General features: G+C 44.5%; 20 protein-coding genes. 2 read left to right on the forward strand and 18 right to left on the reverse strand.

Features of this window, described 5'->3' with window-relative positions; genetic code table 11:
- The first annotated feature begins 47 nt into the window (after window positions 1-47).
- On the forward strand, window positions 48-1,322 hold the full coding sequence (locus QZ327_RS00110) for a TolC family protein (RefSeq protein WP_294616101.1): 1,275 nt from the start codon (window positions 48-50) through the stop codon (window positions 1,320-1,322).
- Between the two features lie 161 nt (window positions 1,323-1,483).
- On the opposite strand, the gene QZ327_RS00115 is transcribed toward QZ327_RS00110, so the two are convergent.
- The 18 genes from QZ327_RS00115 to QZ327_RS00200 all read right to left on the reverse strand — a co-directional run bounded on the left by QZ327_RS00115 (window position 1,484) and on the right by QZ327_RS00200 (window position 22,152).
- Window positions 1,484-2,719, reverse strand: a complete 1,236-nt coding sequence (locus tag QZ327_RS00115; RefSeq protein WP_294616102.1) for a sodium ion-translocating decarboxylase subunit beta — start codon at window positions 2,717-2,719, stop codon at window positions 1,484-1,486.
- Window positions 2,719-4,554 (reverse strand): biotin/lipoyl-containing protein, encoded by a 1,836-nt coding sequence (locus QZ327_RS00120; RefSeq protein WP_294616103.1) that lies wholly within the window; start codon window positions 4,552-4,554, stop codon window positions 2,719-2,721. The genes QZ327_RS00115 and QZ327_RS00120 overlap by 1 nt, the downstream gene beginning before the upstream one ends.
- 42 nt (window positions 4,555-4,596) lie before the next feature.
- Window positions 4,597-4,854: an OadG family protein gene (locus QZ327_RS00125; RefSeq protein ID WP_294616104.1), complete on the reverse strand. Its 258-nt coding sequence runs from the start codon at window positions 4,852-4,854 to the stop codon at window positions 4,597-4,599.
- Window positions 4,855-5,099: 245 nt separating this feature from the next.
- Window positions 5,100-5,588, reverse strand: a complete 489-nt coding sequence (locus QZ327_RS00130) for an HU family DNA-binding protein (protein WP_294616105.1) — start codon at window positions 5,586-5,588, stop codon at window positions 5,100-5,102.
- A gap of 314 nt (window positions 5,589-5,902) precedes the next feature.
- Window positions 5,903-7,447: an O-antigen ligase gene (locus tag QZ327_RS00135; RefSeq protein ID WP_294616106.1), complete on the reverse strand. Its 1,545-nt coding sequence runs from the start codon at window positions 7,445-7,447 to the stop codon at window positions 5,903-5,905.
- Between the two features lie 67 nt (window positions 7,448-7,514).
- Complete coding sequence (locus QZ327_RS00140) at window positions 7,515-7,985, reverse strand: hypothetical protein (protein WP_294616107.1); 471 nt, start codon at window positions 7,983-7,985, stop codon at window positions 7,515-7,517.
- Window positions 7,986-8,004: 19 nt separating this feature from the next.
- Entirely contained in the window at window positions 8,005-9,729 is a 1,725-nt protein-coding gene (locus tag QZ327_RS00145; protein WP_294616108.1) for a hypothetical protein, read from the reverse strand.
- Between the two features lie 31 nt (window positions 9,730-9,760).
- Window positions 9,761-11,740, reverse strand: a complete 1,980-nt coding sequence (locus QZ327_RS00150) for a transglutaminase-like domain-containing protein (protein ID WP_294616109.1) — start codon at window positions 11,738-11,740, stop codon at window positions 9,761-9,763.
- Between the two features lie 8 nt (window positions 11,741-11,748).
- Window positions 11,749-12,861, reverse strand: coding sequence for a hypothetical protein (locus QZ327_RS00155; protein ID WP_294616110.1), 1,113 nt, complete (start codon window positions 12,859-12,861; stop codon window positions 11,749-11,751).
- A gap of 79 nt (window positions 12,862-12,940) precedes the next feature.
- Entirely contained in the window at window positions 12,941-14,260 is a 1,320-nt protein-coding gene (locus QZ327_RS00160; protein ID WP_294616111.1) for a hypothetical protein, read from the reverse strand.
- Between the two features lie 40 nt (window positions 14,261-14,300).
- Entirely contained in the window at window positions 14,301-15,347 is a 1,047-nt protein-coding gene (locus QZ327_RS00165; protein WP_294616112.1) for a hypothetical protein, read from the reverse strand.
- A 578-nt stretch (window positions 15,348-15,925) separates the two neighbouring features.
- The gene (locus QZ327_RS00170; protein WP_294616311.1) at window positions 15,926-16,921 is read right to left on the reverse strand and encodes a hypothetical protein; all 996 of its coding nucleotides are present in this window, start codon (window positions 16,919-16,921) and stop codon (window positions 15,926-15,928) included.
- A 21-nt stretch (window positions 16,922-16,942) separates the two neighbouring features.
- Window positions 16,943-17,857, reverse strand: coding sequence for an Rpn family recombination-promoting nuclease/putative transposase (locus tag QZ327_RS00175; RefSeq protein WP_294616113.1), 915 nt, complete (start codon window positions 17,855-17,857; stop codon window positions 16,943-16,945).
- A 34-nt stretch (window positions 17,858-17,891) separates the two neighbouring features.
- Window positions 17,892-18,185 (reverse strand): hypothetical protein, encoded by a 294-nt coding sequence (locus tag QZ327_RS00180; protein ID WP_294616114.1) that lies wholly within the window; start codon window positions 18,183-18,185, stop codon window positions 17,892-17,894.
- Between the two features lie 119 nt (window positions 18,186-18,304).
- Window positions 18,305-19,873 carry a peptide chain release factor 3 gene (locus tag QZ327_RS00185; RefSeq protein WP_294616115.1) on the reverse strand — a complete coding sequence of 523 codons (1,569 nt, stop codon included), beginning with the start codon at window positions 19,871-19,873 and terminating at the stop codon, window positions 18,305-18,307.
- 27 nt (window positions 19,874-19,900) lie between these two features.
- On the reverse strand, window positions 19,901-20,761 hold the full coding sequence (gene rfbD, locus QZ327_RS00190) for a dTDP-4-dehydrorhamnose reductase (RefSeq protein WP_294616116.1): 861 nt from the start codon (window positions 20,759-20,761) through the stop codon (window positions 19,901-19,903).
- 117 nt (window positions 20,762-20,878) lie between these two features.
- Window positions 20,879-21,424 carry a DUF4924 family protein gene (locus QZ327_RS00195; protein ID WP_294616117.1) on the reverse strand — a complete coding sequence of 182 codons (546 nt, stop codon included), beginning with the start codon at window positions 21,422-21,424 and terminating at the stop codon, window positions 20,879-20,881.
- Window positions 21,425-21,498: 74 nt separating this feature from the next.
- On the reverse strand, window positions 21,499-22,152 hold the full coding sequence (locus tag QZ327_RS00200; RefSeq protein WP_294616118.1) for a LysE family transporter: 654 nt from the start codon (window positions 22,150-22,152) through the stop codon (window positions 21,499-21,501).
- Between the two features lie 239 nt (window positions 22,153-22,391).
- On the opposite strand from QZ327_RS00200, the gene QZ327_RS00205 reads away from it, so the two are divergent.
- Window positions 22,392-23,777 (forward strand): AIR synthase-related protein (locus QZ327_RS00205; protein WP_294616312.1); only part of this gene is annotated, 1,386 nt, incomplete at its 3' end.

Below are 23,777 nucleotides of genomic sequence, written 5' to 3' on the forward strand. Positions count from 1 at the left end.
TTACAGCTTAACAATTGATTATTGACTATTTACTATTGATACTTGGAATGATGAAAACGATTATATTTATACTGTCATTCATGGCGTTCGGCATAAGCGCCTTGGCACAAGAAGCACATCTTAGCCGCGAGGCATATCGGGACAGAGTGGAGGCATACAGCCAAATATTGAAACAGCAACGCCTGAAAGTCACGGCAAGTACCGAAACCCGCAAAATAGTACAGACCGGTTTTCTGCCCAAGATAGACATCACCGCAGAAGGGACATCCAACCTAAGCCGGCTGGATGCCTGGAACAGCCCTGCAGGACAATACCGCCCTTACACCTATCAGGCATTGGCAACCTTGGGACAGCCCCTTTATACAGGCGGTTCGCTCATCGCCCAAAAGAACATTGCCAAAGCCGATGAAGAACTGGACAAGTTAGCCGTAGAGCTGACACTCGACCGGATACACTATCAGAGCGATGCCGTCTACTGGAACGCTTCGGCAGCATTAGCCATGCTCGAAGCTGCAGCCCGTTTCGAGGATATCATCAACCGGCAGTACAACATCATCCAAGACAGGTTTGACGACGGCGCTATCAGCCGCACAGATTTATTAATGATTTCCACTCGCAAGAAAGAAGCGGAATTGCAGTACATCAAGGCACGCCAGAACTATACCCTTGCCTTGCAACAGTTGAATATCCTAATAGGAGAAAAACCGGATGCCCCGGTGGACAGCCTTAGTGAAATCCATACCAGCCATCAACCCGTCAGGCTATTAAGCATCGATGAAGTATTAGGACGCCGCGCGGACTACAACAGCACCAATGTCAGCATTGCCAAAAGCGAAGCACAGCGCAAAGCCGCCCTCAGCCAATATAATCCCCAACTCAGCATGTTTCTGGCTACCGGTTGGGATACCGGCACCGCCTATATGGGACAGGATGTCCCCCACACGCCCATTGCCGGCATCAATCTTAGCATCCCCATTTTCCGGTGGGGTGCGCGCTTCAAGACCAACCGCCAACAGAAAGCATATATAGGCATTCAGAAACTACAGCAAAGCTATGTGGCGGATGCTATTTTGGAAGAGCTGTCCGCCGCTGCCACCAAACTAACGGAAACGGAACAGCAGGTCAAGAAAGCCCAAGAGAATATGGCACTCGCCGAAGAGAACCTCGATTTAGTCACCTTCTCGTACAACGAAGGCAGGGCAAGCATGGTTGACGTACTCTCTGCACAGCTTTCGTGGACACAGGCGCAAACCAACCTCATCCATGCACATCTTGCCGCCAAAATGGCCGTAGCGGAATACAGGAAGGTTATCAGTGAATAAGAACAAGTATAGAAAGAGAGCGTTTACCACCGCCGGACAGCTTGCAACATATTATAATTCAGGCACGGATTTCACTGTATTTACGGACCTATGTCCAAACTAAAACCAGTGTAATCCGTGCCTGAAAAAACAAAGCACGAGCTTTTTATATCATCACTTCCTTATCCGAGGAAAGAAATCAACACACCCGCTGCCACCGCCGAACCGATAACACCGGAAATATTACTGGACATACAGTAATTCAGCACGTGGTTTTTAGGGTCATACTTGGTGGCAATCTCATTGCATACACGGCTTGCCATAGGCACAGCGCTCAATCCCGTCGCACCAATCAGCGGATTAATCTTCTTCTTGGAGAACAGGTTGAACAGTTTCACAAAGAAGATACCGCCCGTAATGGACAAAGCAAATGCAAGGAAACCGCCGATAACGATGCCGATAGTAGTCCAGTTAAGGAATGCCTCGCTTGTCATGGTAGCACCCACACTCAACCCGAGGAAGATAGTTGCCGCATTCATAATGCTGTTGGCTGCCGCATCAAACAGACGGCTGGTATCGGAACCGATCTCTTTAATCAGGTTACCGAACATCAGCATACCAATCAAAGGCACTGCCGTGGGTACGAAAAGAGCAATAACGGTAGTAACGGCAATCGGGAAGATAATCTTCAAGATACGTAAATTCTTTATCTCGTTTTTCGAAGGATAAAGTTTTTCCTGCTCCTTCATGTTAATCATCAGCTCTTTCTTGCTACAGAACAACTTCACGACCAACGGAATGATTACCGGCACCAATGCCATATACGAATATGCCGCAATGGCGATGGGACCCAGCAAATGCGGAGCCAGCTTGATAGTGGTAAAAATAGCCGTAGGACCGTCAGCACCACCGATAATGCCCAACGCGCCGGCTTCCTGAGGCGTGAAACCCATAAGCACAGCCACCAGCAACACGGTAAAGATACCAAGTTGTGCAGCCGCACCGAATATGGAAAGACGCAGGTTGCGGAGCATCGGTCCGAAGTCCGTCATCGCCCCCACACCCATAAAGATGACGGGCGGCAGAAATCCGGTCTTTATCAACATATAATAGATGAAGTTCATCAGTCCGAGTTCGTGTGCAATCTCATGCAACGGCATCTCCCAGATATTCTTCAACACACCTTTCACCATTACCATGCCGTTTTCATCCGCCTGGATAACTCCCATGTCACCACCAGGGAAGTTGGCAATGAGCACACCGAAAGCAATGGGAACCAGCAACAACGGTTCGTAGTGCTTCTTGATGCCCAGATACAGCAAGATGAAGGCAATGGCATACATTACAAGGAACGACGGGTCGGCAATGATATTGCTGAATGCCGTCATATCATAAAGTTTCGCAAATATATCTTCCATTATCCAATCTTCATTAATACATCATCTTCAGAAACAGAATCACCCGGATTGGCGCAGATAGCGGTCACCGTTCCGCTAAAGTCGGCACGGATGGCATTATAAGTCTTCATTGCTTCGATATAGCAAAGCAAGTCGCCTTCGTTTACCTTATCCCCCACCTTGAGCGGAGTTTCCTGCGCGTTCTTTGTCAGGAAGAACTTACCTTCGAGCGGAGCCACTATGTCCTGTCCTTCGCCTACGGGAGCAGTCACTTTCTCGGTAGCGGAAGCCGGCAGGTCGATGTCGCCGTAAGCCACCGTCACACGGTAAGCCTGTCCGTCCACCTGTACAGTGAGCGTTTTGGGTTTGGCATCGTCCAAAGGCGACTTGTCGCGTTCGGCACGGCGTTTCTCCACATCAGCCAGAAAATCCTCTTTCGCCTTTCCGCTCTTATAAGCCTCGTATTGTGCCGGGTGCATGGCATATTCAAAGAGTTCTTCATCGTCCTCTCCAAGTTCCCACTTGTTTTCTTTCATCAGCTTGCGATACTTGTCCAGTGCATCGGGATAATTGTCCTGCGGATTGCCGTTGAAGAATTTGCGTCCTTCTCGTTCCGCTTTCTCCACGATTTCGGGAGCAAGTTCACCCGGCAGTTTTCCCGCCTTGCCCAACAGCATGTCCCAAATATCATCAGCTATCATGCCCCAGCGTTCCTTACCCTTCTCCATAGCCATCACGTTCATCATGGAGAGGTTCTTCACGTACTGGCTGAACGGAGTTACCAACGGTGGATAACCTACACGCGGCCATACGTAAGCCACTTCGTTGAAGAGTTTGATAAGCAATTCGTCCTGCTTCATAAACGGCAGGTTGCGTTTTGCCTTGTACTTGTTGATAGATTCCAAGTTAGACTCCAGGTCAGCCATCAGGCTGCCCATCATGCCGCCCGGAAGTCCCGGACCAATCAGCAGCGAGTTCATCAGGCGGTTCTTCGGACTGATATACAGACCAAGAAAGTCATCCATAAACTCCTGGATAAGCGCACGCACCTTCATGTACGCCTCCATGTTCACCTCGGGCACTTGGAAACCGGCATCCTTCAGCATAGCCTGCACACTGAGCAGGTCGGCGTGTCCCGTACCCCACGAAAGCGGTTCCATACCCACATCGATATAGTCGCAACCCGCTTCGCAAACTTCAAGAATACTTGCCATATTGAAGCCCGGACCCGCATGGCTGTGATACTGGACGGGGATTTCCGGGTGAGCAGCCTTGATATTAGCCACAATCTTGCCCAAAGATACCGGACGACCGATGCCCGCCATATCTTTGATACAGATTTCATCCGCACCCAACGCAATAAGTTTCAGCGCCATATCCGTATAATACTCTACGGTATGGATAGGCGAATGGGTGATGCAGAGCGAACACTGTGAAATCATTCCCGCCTCGTGTGCATAAGTGATGGAAGGAGCGATGTTGCGTATATCGTTCAGTCCGCAGAAAGTACGCGTAATGTCCGTGCCCTGCGCTTTCTTTACTTTATAAAACAGTTTGCGGACATCGGCAGGCACGGGGCTCATGCGCAGGCCGTTCAATGCACGGTCCAGCATGTGTGTCTGTATGCCGGCTTCGTGGAAAGGCTTCGTCCACTCGCGCACAGCCTTATTGGGATTTTCGCCAAACAATAGATTTACCTGTTCAAAACCGCCGCCATTCGTTTCTACACGGGCAAAACATCCCATTTCGACAATGGCAGGCGCCACTTTCACCAGCTGGTCTACACGGGGAACATACTTTCCGGCACTTTGCCACATATCCCTGAACACCAAACTGAACTTGATTTCTTTTTTCATACTAAATTATTCCTGTGTGTGTTTATATTAAGATTAGTTATTTCAGATTTTCTCCACTTTCGCAACCTTACCCTTGCCTTGTGTCACTACCGTAACCGCCGCACTGATAGCCGCCATAATATTGGCGGGAATAGCCGCAGGACCGTTTGCCGCCTGTTTGGCAGGGACAACCTCTTCGGGAGCATATTTATTCACAAGAGCAATAAGAGCTTTACCTAAGCAGATAACAATCAATAGGATAGCGAACACCGTTGCCATACCTATCACCATTAGCAGAAGCGCTAAATTCAAGTTTTCCATATTATAAATTATTAGTTATTCTATCGGATTTGCAAAAAATCGTCCGAAATTAGCGATAATTCATTAAAGAACAGTGTGGTGTAATTATAAATAATGCTAAAACAAGATTGAGGGTATGCCGGAACTCCTCACTGAAAAGTTCTTTGATACCCTCAATTCCAATAAACTGTTTTGATTTTCTTTTAAAACAGTTTCTCAGCATAAGCAAACATCAGGCAGCGAAACTCACCGCCGATATAAAACGGTTATCCCAACGGATCCGTTTCCTCGCCATCGCCGGATTGGTTGCCGCCTTGATTACCGGAGTTTCCGCCACCTTGACCATTGGAAGCGGTTTTGCCCCACTCTTCCCAGACAATCTTCGTATTCACCATGCTGCGGGTCGTCACTTGGCGACCGCTATTGCGTTCCACTTCGGGAATAAAGCGGACACGCACGCCGTTAATCTGCGAAGCACTCACTTCCTCTTCCGTCTGCACACCTTTCTTGGTAGAGGTGGCAGTATAATAGAAGGTGCCTACACCGTCTATCTTCACGGTACGTCCTTGCCCCATATAATTACTCAACACCCTGCCCAAATTCTCCATCACCGCATACGTATCACCACGGGTCACGGTAGATATGGCAGACAGTTCGTCCGCCACTTCGCGGGTAGTCACCGCCTTACCCCACGTTACAGATTGGGGATACCACAAATTGTTTACTTTCTTCTGAATTCTCTTAAAAAATGCCATAATCGTACTGTTTTTAATAATTAGTTTAATAATGTATGTTTTCTCTTATCTCACCCAATCAAGCGGCGGTTTTCATCGTGAGGCCTCAACGGTTCGACCGTTCGCTTTTCTCAAATTCGATGTTGCAAAGTTAGAGTGAGAAGTAAGAGAAAACAAGAAAATGGCATCTACAGCCGATTTAGATAAACCATTTAAAAACAGTGGATTACCAAACCTGTATCTCTACAGATACAAAAAGGGGGATAAAACAAAGAAGAGAAGAAGAAATCGACAGTCTCTACACCTGCCATTTTTAAAGATTTGATAATGAGGCATTATTCTTTTGTATTATTGACGGACTCTCTACAATTCTGCATATATTGTATAATTTCAGCTTTTATCCTAAGTGTTTTAGTACCTTCTTTTTTTATCGGTTGATTTAATATCTTTTCTCCTATATCAATGGCTGATTTCCGATTTCCCTGATTTACGTAAAGAAGAAATGTCTTATATTTCGGAGTGAGGCGGTATGGTAGCATAGAAGCCGCAATATGGTAACACATTTCAGCTTGGGTAGTGTCTTTTTTGAGAAGCCATATATCCCCTATATCGCAATACAGTTCGCACGTCGGCACTATCGAAGAAGTACTTTGAAGTATTTGCAGAGTATTGTCTGTCGGACATTTGTTGACGACACATCGTTGAGAATAATAATACATCAATTGCGGATTATAACGGAAAAGGGGAAAACGGTTGGCCAGGAACAGACTGTCCGGACAGAACGTTGTATGCTTGATTTCTGAAGAAGTCCTCTGATAAAGGACGAAAGACCAGCCGGATATGGACACAACAGATAGAACAATAAGCCCAACAGTCACCCGTATCATCTTTTGTGACACAGCAATATTGAATTGCCGACCCCGCATCATTCCCATCATGCTGACAAACAGAATTTGTAGCCTGAATATATCTGCCGGATATGAAAAACAGGAAAACACAATGAATGATACTAACGCCCCTTGCACTCCCCATTCTACGTTATTATTACTCCTTTTACCCAATAGAGCATAAAACAAGGACAGCAAGCACAAAAGTCCTATTGCTCCCTGTTCTGCGACGAAGTGTAAAATCTCATTATAAGGATAAAACACATTGTCCGCCAATGACGCATATACGGAATCCGGATGTTGCATAAAGTAATTTGCCTGATAGTGCATATAGTTCGCCAGCCATCCCCCGGTTCCTGTCCCCCGGATTGGACTATCCTTAATCATTTCCCAAGTGTTCCGCCATATAAATAAGCGTCCGTTAGCAGAATCCACTTTTAAGAAATACAACGCTACTATAAAAACACCTACAACCGTGCAGACCAGTATTTTCATACGGCACGATAACGGGTAACGACTGCAAAATAAAAACAAAACGCCTATCAGTGCCGCCAGCCATCCTGCTCTGGAACTTGTCAATACCAACCCATAAGCAATGAATATTATCAGAATAACGCACAATATCCTGCAATAGATATTTAGCTTTCCTCCATTTGCACGAAACAACGAAACAGATACAATGAAACAGGTAGCCAGAAAGCCCCCTAAAGGTCCCGGATTTCCAAATGTTCCGGTTACGGCAAAAACGTGATGATTACTTTCCCAATAATGAAAATTTTGCAAGACGGCAACGGCAGTTTCCACCGCTCCCGACAGACAGACCACCAAAAGTAGAACAGGATAACTTTTCTTTGGCAATATCCGTATTGCAATATACACAAGAAACAAAGTTCCTAATTGCCATAAAGAAGAACAATCAATAGGAATGGCTCTGTTGCAAAGCAACAAGAAGCCAATCCCTATCAACAGTATATCTTGTAGTTTAAGTCTCATACCAAAACATCGATATACTTCTGCATCAGAATATTTATTCTTCAACTTAAATAATCTGTTCAAGTTTCTATTTCCATAAAACCGTCTTTTTAAACTCCGTCTTATAAGTTCCATCAGACTTTATTATTTTCCCATTTTCTTTCTTACCTATAATTCTTGCATCTATCTTAACGGTTATATCTACAGTATGAATATTAACATTTTGGCACCATCTAACTAAACTATGTACATATTGTTTCTCTTCATATGGAGCAAGAAACTGACCTTTCCTGATTTGCTGATGATATTGATCATCATAAATAAATCGCTCTCTACTACAAAGAATATTTCCATTCTCATCTTTATACAAAAATGAAATAGAAGATACATACTCATAGACAGTTCCCTCTATAGGAACAAATTTGAAAACTTTTTCCGTCTCATTTTTTAGGAACAAAGTTACCTTTTTACTCGCATTATCGTAATCTATTTGCATATTTATTTGAGCAATTCCATGTATCGGGAAAATGATACATATCAGTAATAATATTTGTTTCATAACTATTTGTTTTTATTTATTATTCATCCAAACGAGATACTATCTGTTCGTATTTCCATTCATAAAAATTCATTAATCCTTCATAGTAATCAGACTTAGGTATACCATTATTTTTTTCAGCGGCATAAGTCTCTACTTCATTATTATACCATTGAATATCTCTTGTCTTTTCTTCTACTAACAGATATTGTAAATGTTCAGCTTTTACCAAATCCATTATATCAGGAGTCATATCCTTGTTGGCCCACTCTATATAAATTTTAAGACCTTCTAAAATATCTGTCGGCGGCATTGGCAATTCAATTCTAATACTTGATTCTGCCCCTACCGAATTATGTCCACTATTTATATGGTATATTTCATGCCATATTATAGAAGCCTGATCATATCGTGTGTAATTAAAAAATTGAGTACAAACAGCAATCGTATTATCAGCTAATGCTTTAGCATTAGCTGCACAGTGTTCTTTATTGAGTTCTATCTTATATTCTTTTAAGTCAATTCCAAGTTTATCAAGAATTGGAGTTATCTCACTTAATGCGATTGCAAACTCTCGTTCATACTCACTATCTTGTTCTTTTTCTTGTTCATCATTCTTACCCTTGTCTTTCTCTTCTGTAAAATCAGTATTGGAACCATCATCATCATTATTGTCATCCTCTTCATCATCCGGATCTTCATAATCTATTCCACCTGGTCTTGTTGCTTCCATCCATTCCTCATTACCTGTATCCCAATCAAGATTCTCTTCCGGCTCTATCACAACTTCAGAAGCGATTGGAGTATCTAACCATCCGTCTCCGTCAGTATCTTCCATTTCAAAAACATTACCATTTTGATCTATATATATAACACCATCTTCTGTTTCTGTAAATGTCCCATTACCTGAATCAAAATCATCAGGATTAAGAAATGCCCCACTATTCATGTCCCAAAGAAAATCTTCTTTATCCGTATCATCATAAAAATCATCATCATCATCGTCATAATCATCCCACCAATCATCGTATTCCCACCAATCATCCTCACCATATCCACGCGTTGCTATTTTTTTCTTTCCTTTCACAACAACACCATGTAAGATTTGGCAGGCAACTTTCATTTTCTCTTCCATCTGCTCACGCTTGCCAAGCAAAAAGACCCCTTTCTTCTTGACACCGTTTTCATAATAATTCACTCGAAGAATCCTGTCCAAGTTGGGTATTGTATAAAAAGCTATACCGGAAAAACCACCCTTATCTGCACAATTTACAAACCGATTACCAACTTGCTTCAGATATTTTTTATCATATTCCGCAGTAGGTATCAGGTTTAGAATATATGTTCCCATATTGCCTGTCGATTGGTTCTTCACAATCACCAATTTCTGGTAGACATTAACAGAATATGCTTTAGCTTTACCATTATGGTAGATGCTATATAAAGCTTTGTAATGGACATCATTCTCTATGGGAATATCATAGCACGCCAATCCTGCTCTGGCAGAAGCAGTCGCCTTTTCCCATTGAGGGACAAAATCACCGGGAGTAACCAGCCGTTTTTTCTTTCCTTTATTCAAAGCACGTGTCACAGGCACGTTCTTTAAGTATTGTTTTTCAAAGAACTCCTTCGCTTCCTCCAAACTAAAATCCTTGTGCGGAACTTGCGGACTACCTTTCACAAGCTCCGAATCCGTGCAGTTCCAAAAGGAAGCCGTAAGGAACGACAAGCACAGAACAATACAAAAATAAACTATTTTCTTCATATTTAGATATTAATGATTAATAAATTAAGAGCTACCACCATATTTGTTTCCCATTTTCGTATGTAAAGGGACGTTCTTCATGTCCTTTGGTAAGATTACGAAGCCATAGCAGGGCGTTTTCGGGAACTTGATTATACGTAAGCACATTGTCGATGGCAATCTGCCTGCCTAAACTGTTCCATCCTTTATTCCAGTAGAACAGTTCGTACACGTCTCCCGGCGATACATCATTGTCGTCCGTCCGTGGACAGAAATACAGTTCTTTCAGCGGGACGGGTTTTCCGAAATCGATGCCGAACCATGTGTCTTTCAGCCCACTGATGTCAAAATAAGAAAGGACACTTCCGTCGTGAATATTTTGCAGTTCACTATCCTCCTGAAGCACGACGTCTGCTATCACATTCCCTGGAATGATTTTTCCATCTTCATCCAGGCATCCCATTTCACCTATGGATATGCCACCTCTTCGCTTATAGAAACGCATATAGCGACGCTTCGTCCCTTCCGGCAATCGTACCGTTTGCAGGTGGCTTTGCGGAGTGCTGTCCACAAAACATACCACTTCCGCATCCGAAAAATCCGGTTGGTTCGACAGTTCGAAATAACCGCCCCGCATCTTTTCGGCAAACTCTATAATCCGCGTCTTGCGGGGATATTTACGGCAGATTCGTATCGTCTCCCTTTTTCCGGTATCCGGCATCAGATAACGGGTTGCACCGTTTTCCTGTAAAATAAACGGATAAGCCACGGGCGTCATATCCCCCGTACGGGTATAGCAGACCGGTAAAAACAAACCGCCTTCTCTGTAATCCTCTCCTTTGGTCGAAGGAGCATCGTGCGATGTATATCCCGTACCGACATTCCGGAATACAACTTTCCCATGCTTACACTCTCCCCATGCCACAGGCCGCCAATCATCCGGTGAAAACACTGCCAAATAGGCGATATGCGTTTGAGGAGAGTGCAATGTGGTTCGAAGTGTCACGTCCGTCATCGGTATGTCGTAATCGCCCGTCACATCTTTTATGTTATGTTCGGCAAAGAGGGATGGAATATATTCCGTATCCTTATATTTATACAACAGGGTGCTACGTTGCACCTCAAACTCACGCCTGTACACCTTAGGAACTTTTCCGGAAAGATGCAGCCCGGACAACAAATCCTCTTTATTGTTATATCCCCTGCACGAACCATCAGGCAAGATTAAGGCATTAAAGGAGTGACCGTTGTTGTTGTCTCCCCAAAAGGGTACAAAGTCCAATGTAGTAGGAATGCCCAATGCACGCATCACCATTGCCGTATACACGGCATAGTCGCTACACGTACCCCGCCCGTAACGGACGTTGGCTGAATAAGCCTGCAAAGGTTCTCCCCAAAACAGGTTGTTGGTTTGGTAATCCAAATTCCGATAAACGGATGCACAGGCGGCAATTATACTTGAATCTTTATAAGCCTGCAAGCAGCCGTTGTGGCGCATATACGCATCGGTACGCCAATAATATTCTAAAGGTTCATCCGCAATGCGATAAGGAAGAATATACTTCCGAAAGATGTCTTCCGAATATACAGAACTCCAAGGGGCCTGTTCCCATAGCCGATAAGCCGCATTCAAATGTTCAATCATCGAATCTGCTTGCAGTCGCTCAATGTCAGGAACACGCCGGGAAGTTTGTTTCCGGGATGAGACAGCGGCCTTCTTCTGATATTTATACCCTCTGCGGTTGTTGGCAGTCGAGACATTGCCCGAAACGGAGTCCATATACTCTTGATAGGCAATGCTGCTTGCTCCCGTTACGGAATATTTGTCCGCAAGATTGGCTACAATGAACATCGCACTCTGTTGTCTATCCTTTTCACCGGAATAATGGGTAATAAAACCGGATAATTCTTCCTGCTGCCGGGACGAAGCGATACTTAACACCTCGCGCACTTCTTTGTCGACAGATTGACAGGAAACAAGCTGAACACTGACATACAATATGCGTAAAACATATTTAATATTTAGCTGCATAATATTTATTAATAATAAGAATAAGTATATACAAAGTCTGTCACTGACTTACGGCATTTTGAGCAATACAATGCTCCACCATCCCAATCATTCCAATTTGCCACCATTAATAATTGTCCGCACGATTTATGATAAACTTGCAGCCAAGGACCGAACTCATAATTGACATCAGCTTCACCGGAGTTGAAGTCATCAGAATTATCAAAATCATCATGCGGCGACCAATTACCCGGTTCAAACCAATCATTATCAAGTTCCTCATCATCAACTAAATCATCTGGAATATCAATTCTACCTCCCTCTCCATCATCTAAATACCACCCTTCACCATCTTGTTCCATTGTGTAACGATCACCATCCTCCGCATCAGGAAAAACTTCTTCTTCAAACCATTCCCAAAAACTATCGTATTCTCCAAATCGGGTTTGTGCAACAGATTGAGAAACAGCAAATTTCATATTATCCATCAATCTATTAAATATACTCATCTTTAAGTACGTTCTTTCTTTTGTTGTAGCAGGTATCAACATACTAAATATTTTTTCTCCAGATACATACTTTTCTAACTTCACAGGCTTTTTTATTTGCGGAAGTGAATAAATAACCAAACCACTATAATTATTTTTATCACCATGACTAATAAAATGCGAACTAATATCTCCTTTATTTTTCTTATAATAAGAATTGTCAGGTATAAGGGTTATATGATACAATCCTAATTTGTTGTTTTCCAAATTTTTAGAAACTACAATTTTTTGCGTAATGTTCACTGTATATGCTCGCGCCACCCCATTGTTCATTTTACAACGAACAACTCTATATTTATATTGTGGCAAAATAGGAATATCAATATTGGATATATTCTTATTGGATGAAGGAACAGCTTGCTCCCAATTTGGGGAATAATCTCCTGGCAACAAACATTCTTTTACATCATCAATACTTCTTGTTATCAATGCTGATAACTGATGAGAATTAAAAAAAGCTTTTGCTTCTTCTACTGTAAGTGCATTCTCTATTATACATTTCTCAGTAGGTAAATTATTCAATGTATCTTGACAAGAGTAAGAAATAACTATAACTCCTATAAAAAGTACAAGAATAGTAATTGTCTTTTTCATATAATACCTTAAGTTTTAAATTATGATTCTAAATATAAGTCGAAAACAGTTTCTTTTCAAAATGAAAGTATAATCCGTACTATTTCTTAGTAGTATATCCCTTTATCTTTATCGGAACTACATGAAAGCCACGCATCATCAATGCCTCTTGATAATCGTCATAACTTAAAGTTTTGAATTTTCGTTCCCCATCCACCACAGCATCCACTTCCGGATAAGCCTGTCTGAAATATTCCCACCGTTCTTTTTGGGAATTTTTATGCGGTGGAGTTCCATACACTTTCCGGGCAGGCGGCAACTGTACACCTGCAAAGGTATATATCCCTCTGACATTTACACCACCTTGTTGCGCCGGTATCCATCGGGCTTGTTCCACCAATGCGATAATCACGCTATCTGCCCGGCTGTCTGTCGATATGGTATGTATGTTGGTAGCCCGACCGTCTTTCTCAACCACAAAAGTACCGGCAAATTTCACTTTTCCATCGACCTGCAGATTATCGTGTATGGTTTTCATAAAATTTTCGTTGCCACCGCCATACCGTATACGCACTTCGGGATTTAACACAATCATATCAGGGTCTGTCGGTGCGGAAGTGGAATTCCGGCATACGTCATCCATATAAATCTCCAGCGAAGCCGACCCGCCCTGTCCATCCGCTTTTAAAATGACTCTTTCCTTTATGGATACAGGTATAGGTTCTTTACTTTCGGTTATGCCAGGAGTCCATTTAGGAGAACGTTTCATTATGCTCTCCAAATCAGTCCTTACCGATTCATCCTTACAATCTTCCACGCGGATATTCTTCAACTTACCACTTTCCGATACCGTATAACACAAGAATATCGTATCGTTATAACCGGCAATCCCATTCTTCCGGATTAAATCAAACTTTGCAGAAAGCCACTTCACAAACCGTTCTCTCCCTTTCAGCCTTTGCATCTTTTCTCCATACAATGTGAAACAGGGCGGAAGATGCCGTTCAACAAGCCGTATGTCCGACCGTACGGCTTCAGGAACATAAGCTGTAAAATCTATTTCGACCCGCTTATAGATATCCTTTATCTCATTTCCTGCAAACCGACACTTCGGAGCTTTGTCCAACACGCTTTTGATTTCTTTCTCGAAAGCAGGATTAAGTGTATTCAATCCGCTTGTAATGAAAACCCTTCCATCCCAAGCGGCACTGACGACGAATTGTTCAACACCTGCCATCCCATACAGATATGCCGCTTTTGGAAATTTAATGTTTTCCTGTATCCAGCCCGGAATTTCATCAAGCGTCCAAAAGCATTCCGCCTTTTGATTTTGTTCACGTTCCTGCGCAACTACCGATTGAAACAACAAACTGACACAGCACAACAATAGAAACGATTTAAAATATTTAGAATTCTTCATAAACGTTTTTCATATTAGATACATTGATATCATAACATATTTATTTCTGTTTCTTTTTTTCCTTTAGCACTTCGTTCTTTTTCCAACGTTTATATTGTTCCGCTCCCAATAATTTTTCCATATCCTTTTCAAATTCCTTTCGTGCAGCCTGCAATTTGACAGGTTTATCGGCTTTATCTTTCTTGTTTTGCTTTATGGTAAGTTCTTTCATCGCCAAACGCTTGCGAAGTTCTTTGTATTTAGCTAGTTGCGCATTTGACATTTTGTATTCCTGTGCGAATTTCTTGTCCGTCAATTGGTCTCTGGATTTATTGCAAGCCACATACTCCTCATTAGTGAGAAAGCTAAGAAGAGATTTCTCGTAATTATCCAATAACTCGTTTTTGGCTTTTTTAAAAAGCTTTTGGGGAAGTTTTTGCATTTCCAACTTCTCCAATTCCTCTTCATGGCGAAACTTCAACATGGCGTACCGCACGGCTTTATTTTCCGACAGGATAGTGTATTTCTTGCTTAATATCTTCGCCGCATTCAAAATACGGTTCTCGTAAATCAAATAATCAGCAAGTTCCTTTGACACAATGTTATATAATCCATTAGAAAATTCTTGGAATGCTTTGGCTCTACGTTCCGAACGTTCTGCTTCCAACAAGTTCATACCTGATATTTGTGTTTTCTGAGTAGAATATGTTTGCGTCAAGATACGGAATTTGGCAAATTGGTCATTATCCATTCCCAAATCCTCCTTATAGAAACGTACCGTTAAGTTACCTCTATGATTCCTATCCCACAATACATATTGTGTATCCGGAAAAATTTTCCTTACATTGGCACAAAGTTCATTTTGTAACTTTTGTTCTGCTTCCTTACGCTCAGCAGGTGAACATTTACTGTCTTTTACAACCTTCCATTTTTGCAAGATTCCATCCAATACCCTCTGATAATCATTCGCTTGTTGTGGAGTCAACTGATAAAGTTGTACCGTACGTTGATTTCTGACATTAAACGGTGGCGTGAGTTGGGCATGACCAAATGAAGTAATCAACAGTAAACCCACTACACTAATTGTTTCGAAAATCGGTTGTTTCATAGTAATACATTAATAAATTGTTAGTATATATATTGATTCCTATCAGAACAACAGCAAGGTACATACCTGTCAATAATGACTTAAACAATTTATTTAACAATTAGTATTAAATAAATCTTTGTATGAAATCCACCAATAAGTATAGAAATACGATATTGTATTAAATAAAAATGCGATAAATATAGCACCTTATATATACCGTATATATCAAAAGCCATTCAAATATTCTAAAATTTATTCAAATACACAAACACAATATTGTTTTTAACATACTTAAATATTTAAGACACAAAATCCATTATTATACAAGTATATTTTATAACATTTTTCAAAAACAAGAAGGTTGCCTATTCAAGTTATCAGTATACCACAAGCCTCCCCTCTCAGAACACCTTCTCGCGTGGGGATAGTTCAGTATACGACTGAATAGGATTCACTATACGACTGAATGGCATTCAGTATACGACTGAATAGGGTTCAGTATCGGAGTGAAAGCAGCTCCTCTTCTGATTCCATTCAGAGAGCCTGTTTGCAGCAGCATAATACGTCCGTATATTTTATCATCAGAAAAGTGATATTCAGACACGGCACACTACCTCGTCCAACGTCTCTCCATCCTTGAACAAGGATTCCTCCGCCTGCATCAGCCGCTTCTTCAGGCGGAATTTCTGCTGGGAGACGGAAGCGGGAGAAACCGCCGTAAGCGTGGCTATCTGTGCATTCGTGAAGCGCAGGCGCATCAGCAGGCAGAGTTGGAGGTCGGCAGGCGTCAGTTGGGGGAAACGGGCGACAAGACGAGTGGAAGCACCCTCGTACACACGGTCGGTGAGTTTCCGCAAATAGTTCCAGCGGCTATCGGTAAGGAATTTGGGATGGTTGCGCAGCTGTGCCACCACTTCATCGCCATCTATCAGGGAGGCTGTGAGCGCCTGTACCTGTCTGTCCAGCTGCCGGGCGCGCTCGCTTTCCTTCGTCAGCAATTCCAATTCGCGGGGCACGGCACGGTCTTCGTACGCCTTGAGACGGATGCTGAGCGATTCGTTCTCTTCGCACAAACGGTTGCCATGCGCCAGCAGGTTCGTCAAAGAGCGTTGCACCTCTTCGCGTTCATCATCTTCCAGCGACATTTCTTTCAGACACTCCTCCAGCTCGGCACGCTCGCGACCGTTATTGCGCAGACGTTGCTCGTTCTCGCTCAAGTCGACAAGGTAACGGCGATATTTACGATCTCTGGAGAAGTGGATATCCCGGATAGAGAACCATACGTTAAGCCCTATCATCAGTGCCGAAAATGAGAGCCAACCAAACTGCTTCCATCTGTCGGCAGGCACTAAGCGGACCTTTTTCCCGCCTGAGAGTTCCTTTGCCTGCTCATATTCACGATGCAGGGAGGAGAGCAGATGAACAATCCGGACACTATCCACACCACCACCCTGCACCAACGAATCGGCTTGGACAAGGGAGCGTTCGTAACGCAACAAGATATCCCTATCCGGATGTGAACAAGATGTCAGACACAAAAAGAAGGTCAGGAGAAAAAAGGCATATACATACTTCACCGGCACAGCTATCATCTTCATGAACTCTCTCCGACCTTACAAGTTGCTTATTTCCTCGGGAGAAAGCCCGGTGGCCTTTATCACAACGTCATCGGAAGCGCCAAGTTGTTTCAGATTTCGGGCTATGGAGTAACGCTCTTCCGTACGGCCTTGAACGAGTCCTTCGGCAAGCCCTTCAACACGTCCTTCAGCACGACCTTCAACACGACCCTCAGCACGACCTTCGGCACGTTCCGTATTTATATTATCACGAAGGATGACAATATTGTCCAAATGACGATAATATGCCTCAAGTTCCCCCTTGGACATACGATCCAACTTCAACCGTTCACGCACCTCCGGCAAACCGGGAGCGGTGGCATCATCGGGAATATTTCCGGTATTGAGGTAATAAATCCACTCTTCCAAAGGGCTTTTGGCTACTTGGTTGAAATCATTTACCTTTAATATATAGTATTCCGGGTAAAGCTGGCTTACACAATCCACCTTGAATGTCTGCCTTTGGAAAGGAGTCAGTTCGAGAATGTCACCCTGATGAATGCCACGAAATTCGGTCTTGCCATGATACACGATGTCCTTACCATGCCCCAAAGAGAAATAGACGATGTTCACGCTATAGACCTTGCGGACTTTGTCGTAGCCTTCACCACGGTTGATGTATTCGGTGACTAATTTGGAAGCTCCGAACAGCATACGCTGGAAATAGGCATATTCGTTGTTGTTCTGTACTTCTATCAGAATCAGTTCTCCTTTGGAGTTCTCGGCAAGCATATCCACGCGGTTGTACTTGTCAAACTCATCTTCCTGGTTGCTTTCACTTTCCAGCAACTTTTGGATTGTGATATTTTCTTTCAGAAGCGTAGTCAGAAAACCTTCGAGCACACCAAAGTTCACTTTATTACGCAACAGGCGCTTCATGGCCCAATCGAAACGAATATAATTACTTCCCATAACTGTCACCTTTCATTTAAAATTGTATTACTTGTCAATATATACCAAGAAGCACCCTATTCGTAGCCGGCACATCCATACGGAGCGAAGATACGATGAATCCGTCTGACAAACAAGTTTTTCGGAAGATTAATTCCGCCCAAGACACAATCGTGACACTCACGCGTTCGCGGATTGCCACCGATTCGTGCAGCAGCCGGATAAACTCACACATGGAACAAATGTCCCAAGTCAGCTTGCCCAAGCGGGTATTGATATCGTAACTGATAAGCACGTTGCGGATAGTGGAGATAAAGGTAAAAGTTCCGTTTCCTCCGATATCGCACACAGTCAAATGGATGTGAAGCGATATGAAACAACCGGCGTAGTTGATTTACGCCGGTTGACTATGGGAAAATCAGATAACGGCATTCGTTATCATCCCTGTTCCATTTCGGGTAATACCCGTCAGAACTCGCTCGTGAAGTGGAACTTTATATTCTTGAAGTCCATCTGCGCCATTTGCAGTACATAGCCGCTATCTGCCAGGAACACATCCCTGCCCTCGCGATCTTTCGCCATATACTGGTACTTGCGTTTCTTGAAGGACTCCAGTTCGGCGGGATCATCGCTCTCAATCCAACAAGCCTTGTAGAGGCTCAACGGCTCCCAACGGCACTTGGCACTGTATTCGTTCTCCAGGCGGTATTGGATGACCTCGAACTGCAGTTGTCCTACCGTACCGATAATCTTACGCCCGTTGAACTGGTTAACAAACAACTGAGCCACACCCTCATCCATCAACTGGTCGATGCCTTTGGCAAGCTGTTTCTGCTTCATCGGATCGGCATTCTCAATGTACTTGAACATCTCCGGCGAGAAACTGGGCAGTCCGCGGAAATGGAGCATCTCGCCCTCGGTCAGCGTGTCGCCAATCTTGAACGTGCCGTTGTCCGGCAGACCGATGATGTCTCCCGCCCATGCCTCGTCAACGGTAGTCTTGCGCTGCGCCATGAACTGCGTGGGCGAGGAAAAACGCATTGTCTTGCCGTGGCGCACATGCAGGTAAGGCGCGTTGCGGGTGAACTTGCCGGAGCATATTTTACAGAATGCGATGCACGAACGGTGGTTAGGGTCGATATTGGCGGTAATCTTGAAGATAAATCCCGTGAATTTCGGTTCGGCAGGTTCCACTTCACGTTCTTCCGCCTTTACAGAACGGGGACTGGGAGCTATCTCCACAAAGCAGTCCAGCAATTCCTGCACACCGAAGTTGTTCAAGGCAGAACCGAAGAATACGGGAGCCAATTCGCCTTTCAGGTAATCTTCCACCTGAAATTCGGGATACACTCCGTCTATCAGTTCCAGTTCGCCGCGCAGCTTGTCTGCCAACGGAGCACCGATACGATTGTCCAGTTCTTCCGTGTTGATATCCACTTCTACCTTCTCTGTCACTACTTGTTTGGAGGGTTGGTAGAGGTTCAGGTTATGTTCGTAGATGTTGTAAACCCCTTTGAAACGGGCACCGCTCTCGATAGGCCACGTCAAAGGACGGACGTGGATGGAGAGTTCTTCCTCCAGTTCGTCCAGCAAATCGAACGGGTCTTTTGCCTCACGGTCCATCTTATTGATAAAGATAATCACCGGTGTATTGCGCATACGGCAGACCTCCATCAGTTTACGCGTCTGGGTCTCCACACCTTTTGCACCATCCACAACGATGATAACACTGTCTACTGCCGTCAGCGTACGATATGTGTCTTCGGCAAAGTCCTGGTGACCCGGAGTATCGAGAATGTTGACTTTATAATCGCGGTAATCGAACTCCATCACAGAGGTAGTTACGGATATACCGCGCTGTTTTTCAATATCCATCCAGTCGGATGTCGCCGTCTTCTTTATCTTATTGCTCTTTACCGCTCCCGCTACCTGTATCTGACCGCCGAACAACAGCAGTTTCTCGGTCAACGATGTCTTACCGGCATCCGGATGCGCGATAATCGCAAAGGTTCTTCTTCTCTCTATTTCATTCATCATATACTGAATATTTCTATCTATCAATTATCATTTATCATCTATCAACTGAGAAATGCACTTTTCAAGCGACTTTTCCCAGTGCGGAATTGTAATGCCGAATGTTTTCTTAATCTTCGTCTTATCCAATACGGAGTAGTGCGGGCGCGGAGCCTTCGCCGGATACTCGTCCGTATGCAAGGGACTGACCTTGCATGAGGTGACGCCTGCCATGCGATGAATTGCCACCGTAAAATCGTACCAGGAACAGACACCCTCGTTGCTGAAATGGTAGATGCCGGGAACAATGCCCTGATTGATAGCCGCAAAGATAGCACGCGCCAGGTCGTTGGCGTATGTCGGCGTGCCAATCTGGTCGAAGATGACACCCAACTGCTCACGCTCATTGCCCAAGCGAATCATTGTCTTTACAAAATTATTGCCGTAAATGGAATATAGCCATGCGGTGCGAATGACCATTGCACGGCTGCACTGCTGCATAACCACCTGTTCGCCTGCCAGCTTGGTGGAACCGTAAACCGAATTGGGGCAGGGAACGGTTTCTTCCGTATAAGGTGTATGTCCGGTTCCATCGAACACGTAATCCGTAGAAACCTGTATCATGGCAGCACCGCAAGCCTCGGCAGCGGCGGCCAGATAACCGGGAGCTATATGGTTCAGCCTGTCGCAAAGTCCGGGATTATCCTCCGCCTTGTCTACCGCCGTATAAGCGGCACAGTTCACAATGACATCCACCCGGTTTTCGGCTACAAATGCACGTATGGCTTGCTCGTCACAGATATCCAGTTCCTGCACATCCGTAAAGAAACAAGTGTGTTGCTTATTTTCCGCGGAGAGCACCCGCATCTCATTGCCAAGCTGTCCGTTGGCACCGGTTACCAATATATTCATCTTCAGTGTTTATCTATTTATTCCCTACGGTTAACGACATCTTCCATATCTTATTAACACACATAGGTACGTTGACTATTTACTATCCATTGCCCTATCCCTTACACAGATACACCGTCAGTCATTCTCCAGTTTCAACTCACCTTTCTTGTCTTTGTCATAATAATTGGCAAGCAAGGAGAGGAAAGCGCTGATAACCTCTACCGCCTTGGCGGTGCCCTGGCTGATTTCCTTTTTCTGCAAGCGAAGCAACAGCACGCCGTAAAGCGCCTCGAAACAGGTCTCCAATTCGGGTTCTTCCTGTTGTCCGCCCTTCTGCCGAAGTTCTACAATGAAAGGCAGCGCCTTGAAGTATGCCGCATTATAAAAAGGATACTTCGTGGAAGCCAGCAACTCGGCATGCAGGTCCGTCAGGTTACGAATAACGTTGCGGTTAATCTGCAGATGCCCTTTCTCCGTCACCCCCTCTGCACGCATCATATCGGCAAGATTGCCATACCACTCTTCCAAAGCAGCATGCTCTTCTACAGGATAGCGGGAGATAATATTACTGCGAAGCAAATCAATGTCGCACCTGTTAGCACGAAGCAAATCTTCCACTTGCCACATATATATAAGATACTCGGCAATGTTCTTCTCTTTCAGTTGTTGCGAAATCTTCACGTCGGGATTTATGATTTATAATTTGAGATCTATGATTTACATTTTCACCGGAGCACCGGCTTTTCCATCCTAAACTAATACAACGATTCGCCCATCAGCGTAAATACCAACCCCAGCGCAGACACCACCATGACAATGCCGCCGATAATACGGTTCAACATCCAGATGCCGCGTAGGTTGAATTGCGTACGCACCTTATTGACAAAAAAGGTTATTCCGAACCACCACGCCAATGCTCCCATAGCAATGGCAAGGTATCCCGTGACGGCCTCAAAGACCAGGACGCCTTCGCTGACAAAGGCGAAACGGGCAAAAAGACCTACAAAGAGGAATATGATAAGCGGATTGGAAAGAGTGACGGCGAACGCTGTGATAAAGTTGTGGAAATAGGTGCCTTTACTGGTAGATACAGGGCGGATGGACTGTACCGGATTACTGCGGAACGTATAGATGCCGAATATCAGCAGAAGGATGCTTCCGAACAGTTGCAGATAGAAAATGTTCTTATTGACATAGTCGAATACAAAACTCATGCCGTAGCCCGTCAGCAAAGCGTATGCAATGTCACTCAGCGATGCCCCTATGCCGGTTACAAAACCATACCAGCGTCCTTTGTTCAAAGTGCGCTGAATGCACAATACTCCTACAGGACCCAACGGCGCAGACACTATAACACCGATTATGAACCCTTTCCACAATATGTCAAATATGGTTTCTATCTGAATCATGCCTGCAAATATCGGACTTTTTTACGAGACGAGCGATAGAGTTAACGTTTTTTCGTGAGAAAACCTTATACATACACGCCAGCCTACGAAGCACACTTCCCGTCTGCGGCGGAAACAGGGTTTGACGACGTTACAAGGAAATGCCCCGACCGGCTGATGTTTTTTTATTTCCATTTCTTTCTCACCACCAACGATTTTCCTTATCTTTGTGCCCAAATCGTAAACTCTTAAATAAAAATATGATTCTTTTTTTCAGAACCCCATCCAAGAGCGTGATTACCGTAGAATGTGACCACGAACTTACTCAGGCAGACAGCGACAAACTCTGCTGGCTTTTTGGAGAAGCCACCCCCGAAAGTGAAGACAACCTGAAAGGACATTTCGTCGGTCCGCGCCGCGAAATGATTACTCCTTGGAGTACCAATGCTGTGGAAATCACCCAGAACATGGGTTTGGACGGTATCGCCCGTATCGAAGAATATTTCCCGGTAAAAGATGAAAACGCAGACCACGACCCGATGCTACAGCGCATGTATAAAGGTCTGGACCAAAATGTATTTACGACCAACCGCCAACCGGAACCGATTGTCCACATCGACGACCTGGAAGCATACAACGAAAAAGAAGGGTTGGCACTGTCCAAAGAAGAGATGGACTACCTCAAGAAAGTGGAAAAGGATCTGGGACGTCCGTTGACAGACTCCGAAGTATTCGGTTTCGCACAAATCAACTCCGAGCACTGCCGTCATAAAATCTTCGGCGGCACATTCATCATCGACGGAGTGGAGCAAGAGTCTTCCCTCTTCCAGATGATTAAGAAAACCACCCAGGAAAACCCGAACAAGATTATATCAGCCTATAAGGATAATGTAGCCTTTGCCGAAGGTCCGGTTATCGAGCAGTTTGCCCCGGCAGACCACTCCAAACCCGATTTCTTCCAGGTAAAGGACATCAAGAGCGTTATCTCGCTGAAGGCCGAAACGCACAACTTCCCTACTACCGTAGAACCTTTCAACGGTGCTTCTACCGGTACGGGCGGTGAAATCCGCGACCGTATGGGTGGCGGTAAAGGCTCTTGGCCCATTGCCGGAACTGCGGTATATATGACATCCTATCCGCGTACGGACGAAGGACGTTCGTGGGAAGACATACTTCCGGTGCGCGAATGGCTGTATCAGACTCCCGAGCAAATCCTGATTAAAGCATCCAACGGTGCCAGCGATTTCGGAAACAAATTCGGCCAGCCGCTGATTTGCGGTTCCGTACTGACATTCGAGCATCAGGAGAACGGCGAGAAGTATGCCTACGACAAAGTGATCATGCTGGCCGGAGGAGTAGGTTACGGTACGCAGCGCGACTGTCTGAAAGGACATCCCGAAAAAGGAAACAAAGTCGTTGTGATGGGTGGTGACAACTATCGCATCGGACTGGGTGGAGGTTCGGTCTCTTCCGTTGAGACAGGCCGGTACTCATCGGGAATCGAACTGAACGCTGTTCAGCGTGCCAATGCGGAAATGCAGAAACGTGCCTATAATGTAGTCCGTGCGCTGTGCGAAGAAGACAACAACCCGATTGTCTCCATCCACGATCACGGTTCGGCCGGTCACGTGAATTGTTTATCCGAA

This window comes from uncultured Bacteroides sp., from assembly GCF_910578895.1.
Lineage (GTDB): Bacteria > Bacteroidota > Bacteroidia > Bacteroidales > Bacteroidaceae > Bacteroides.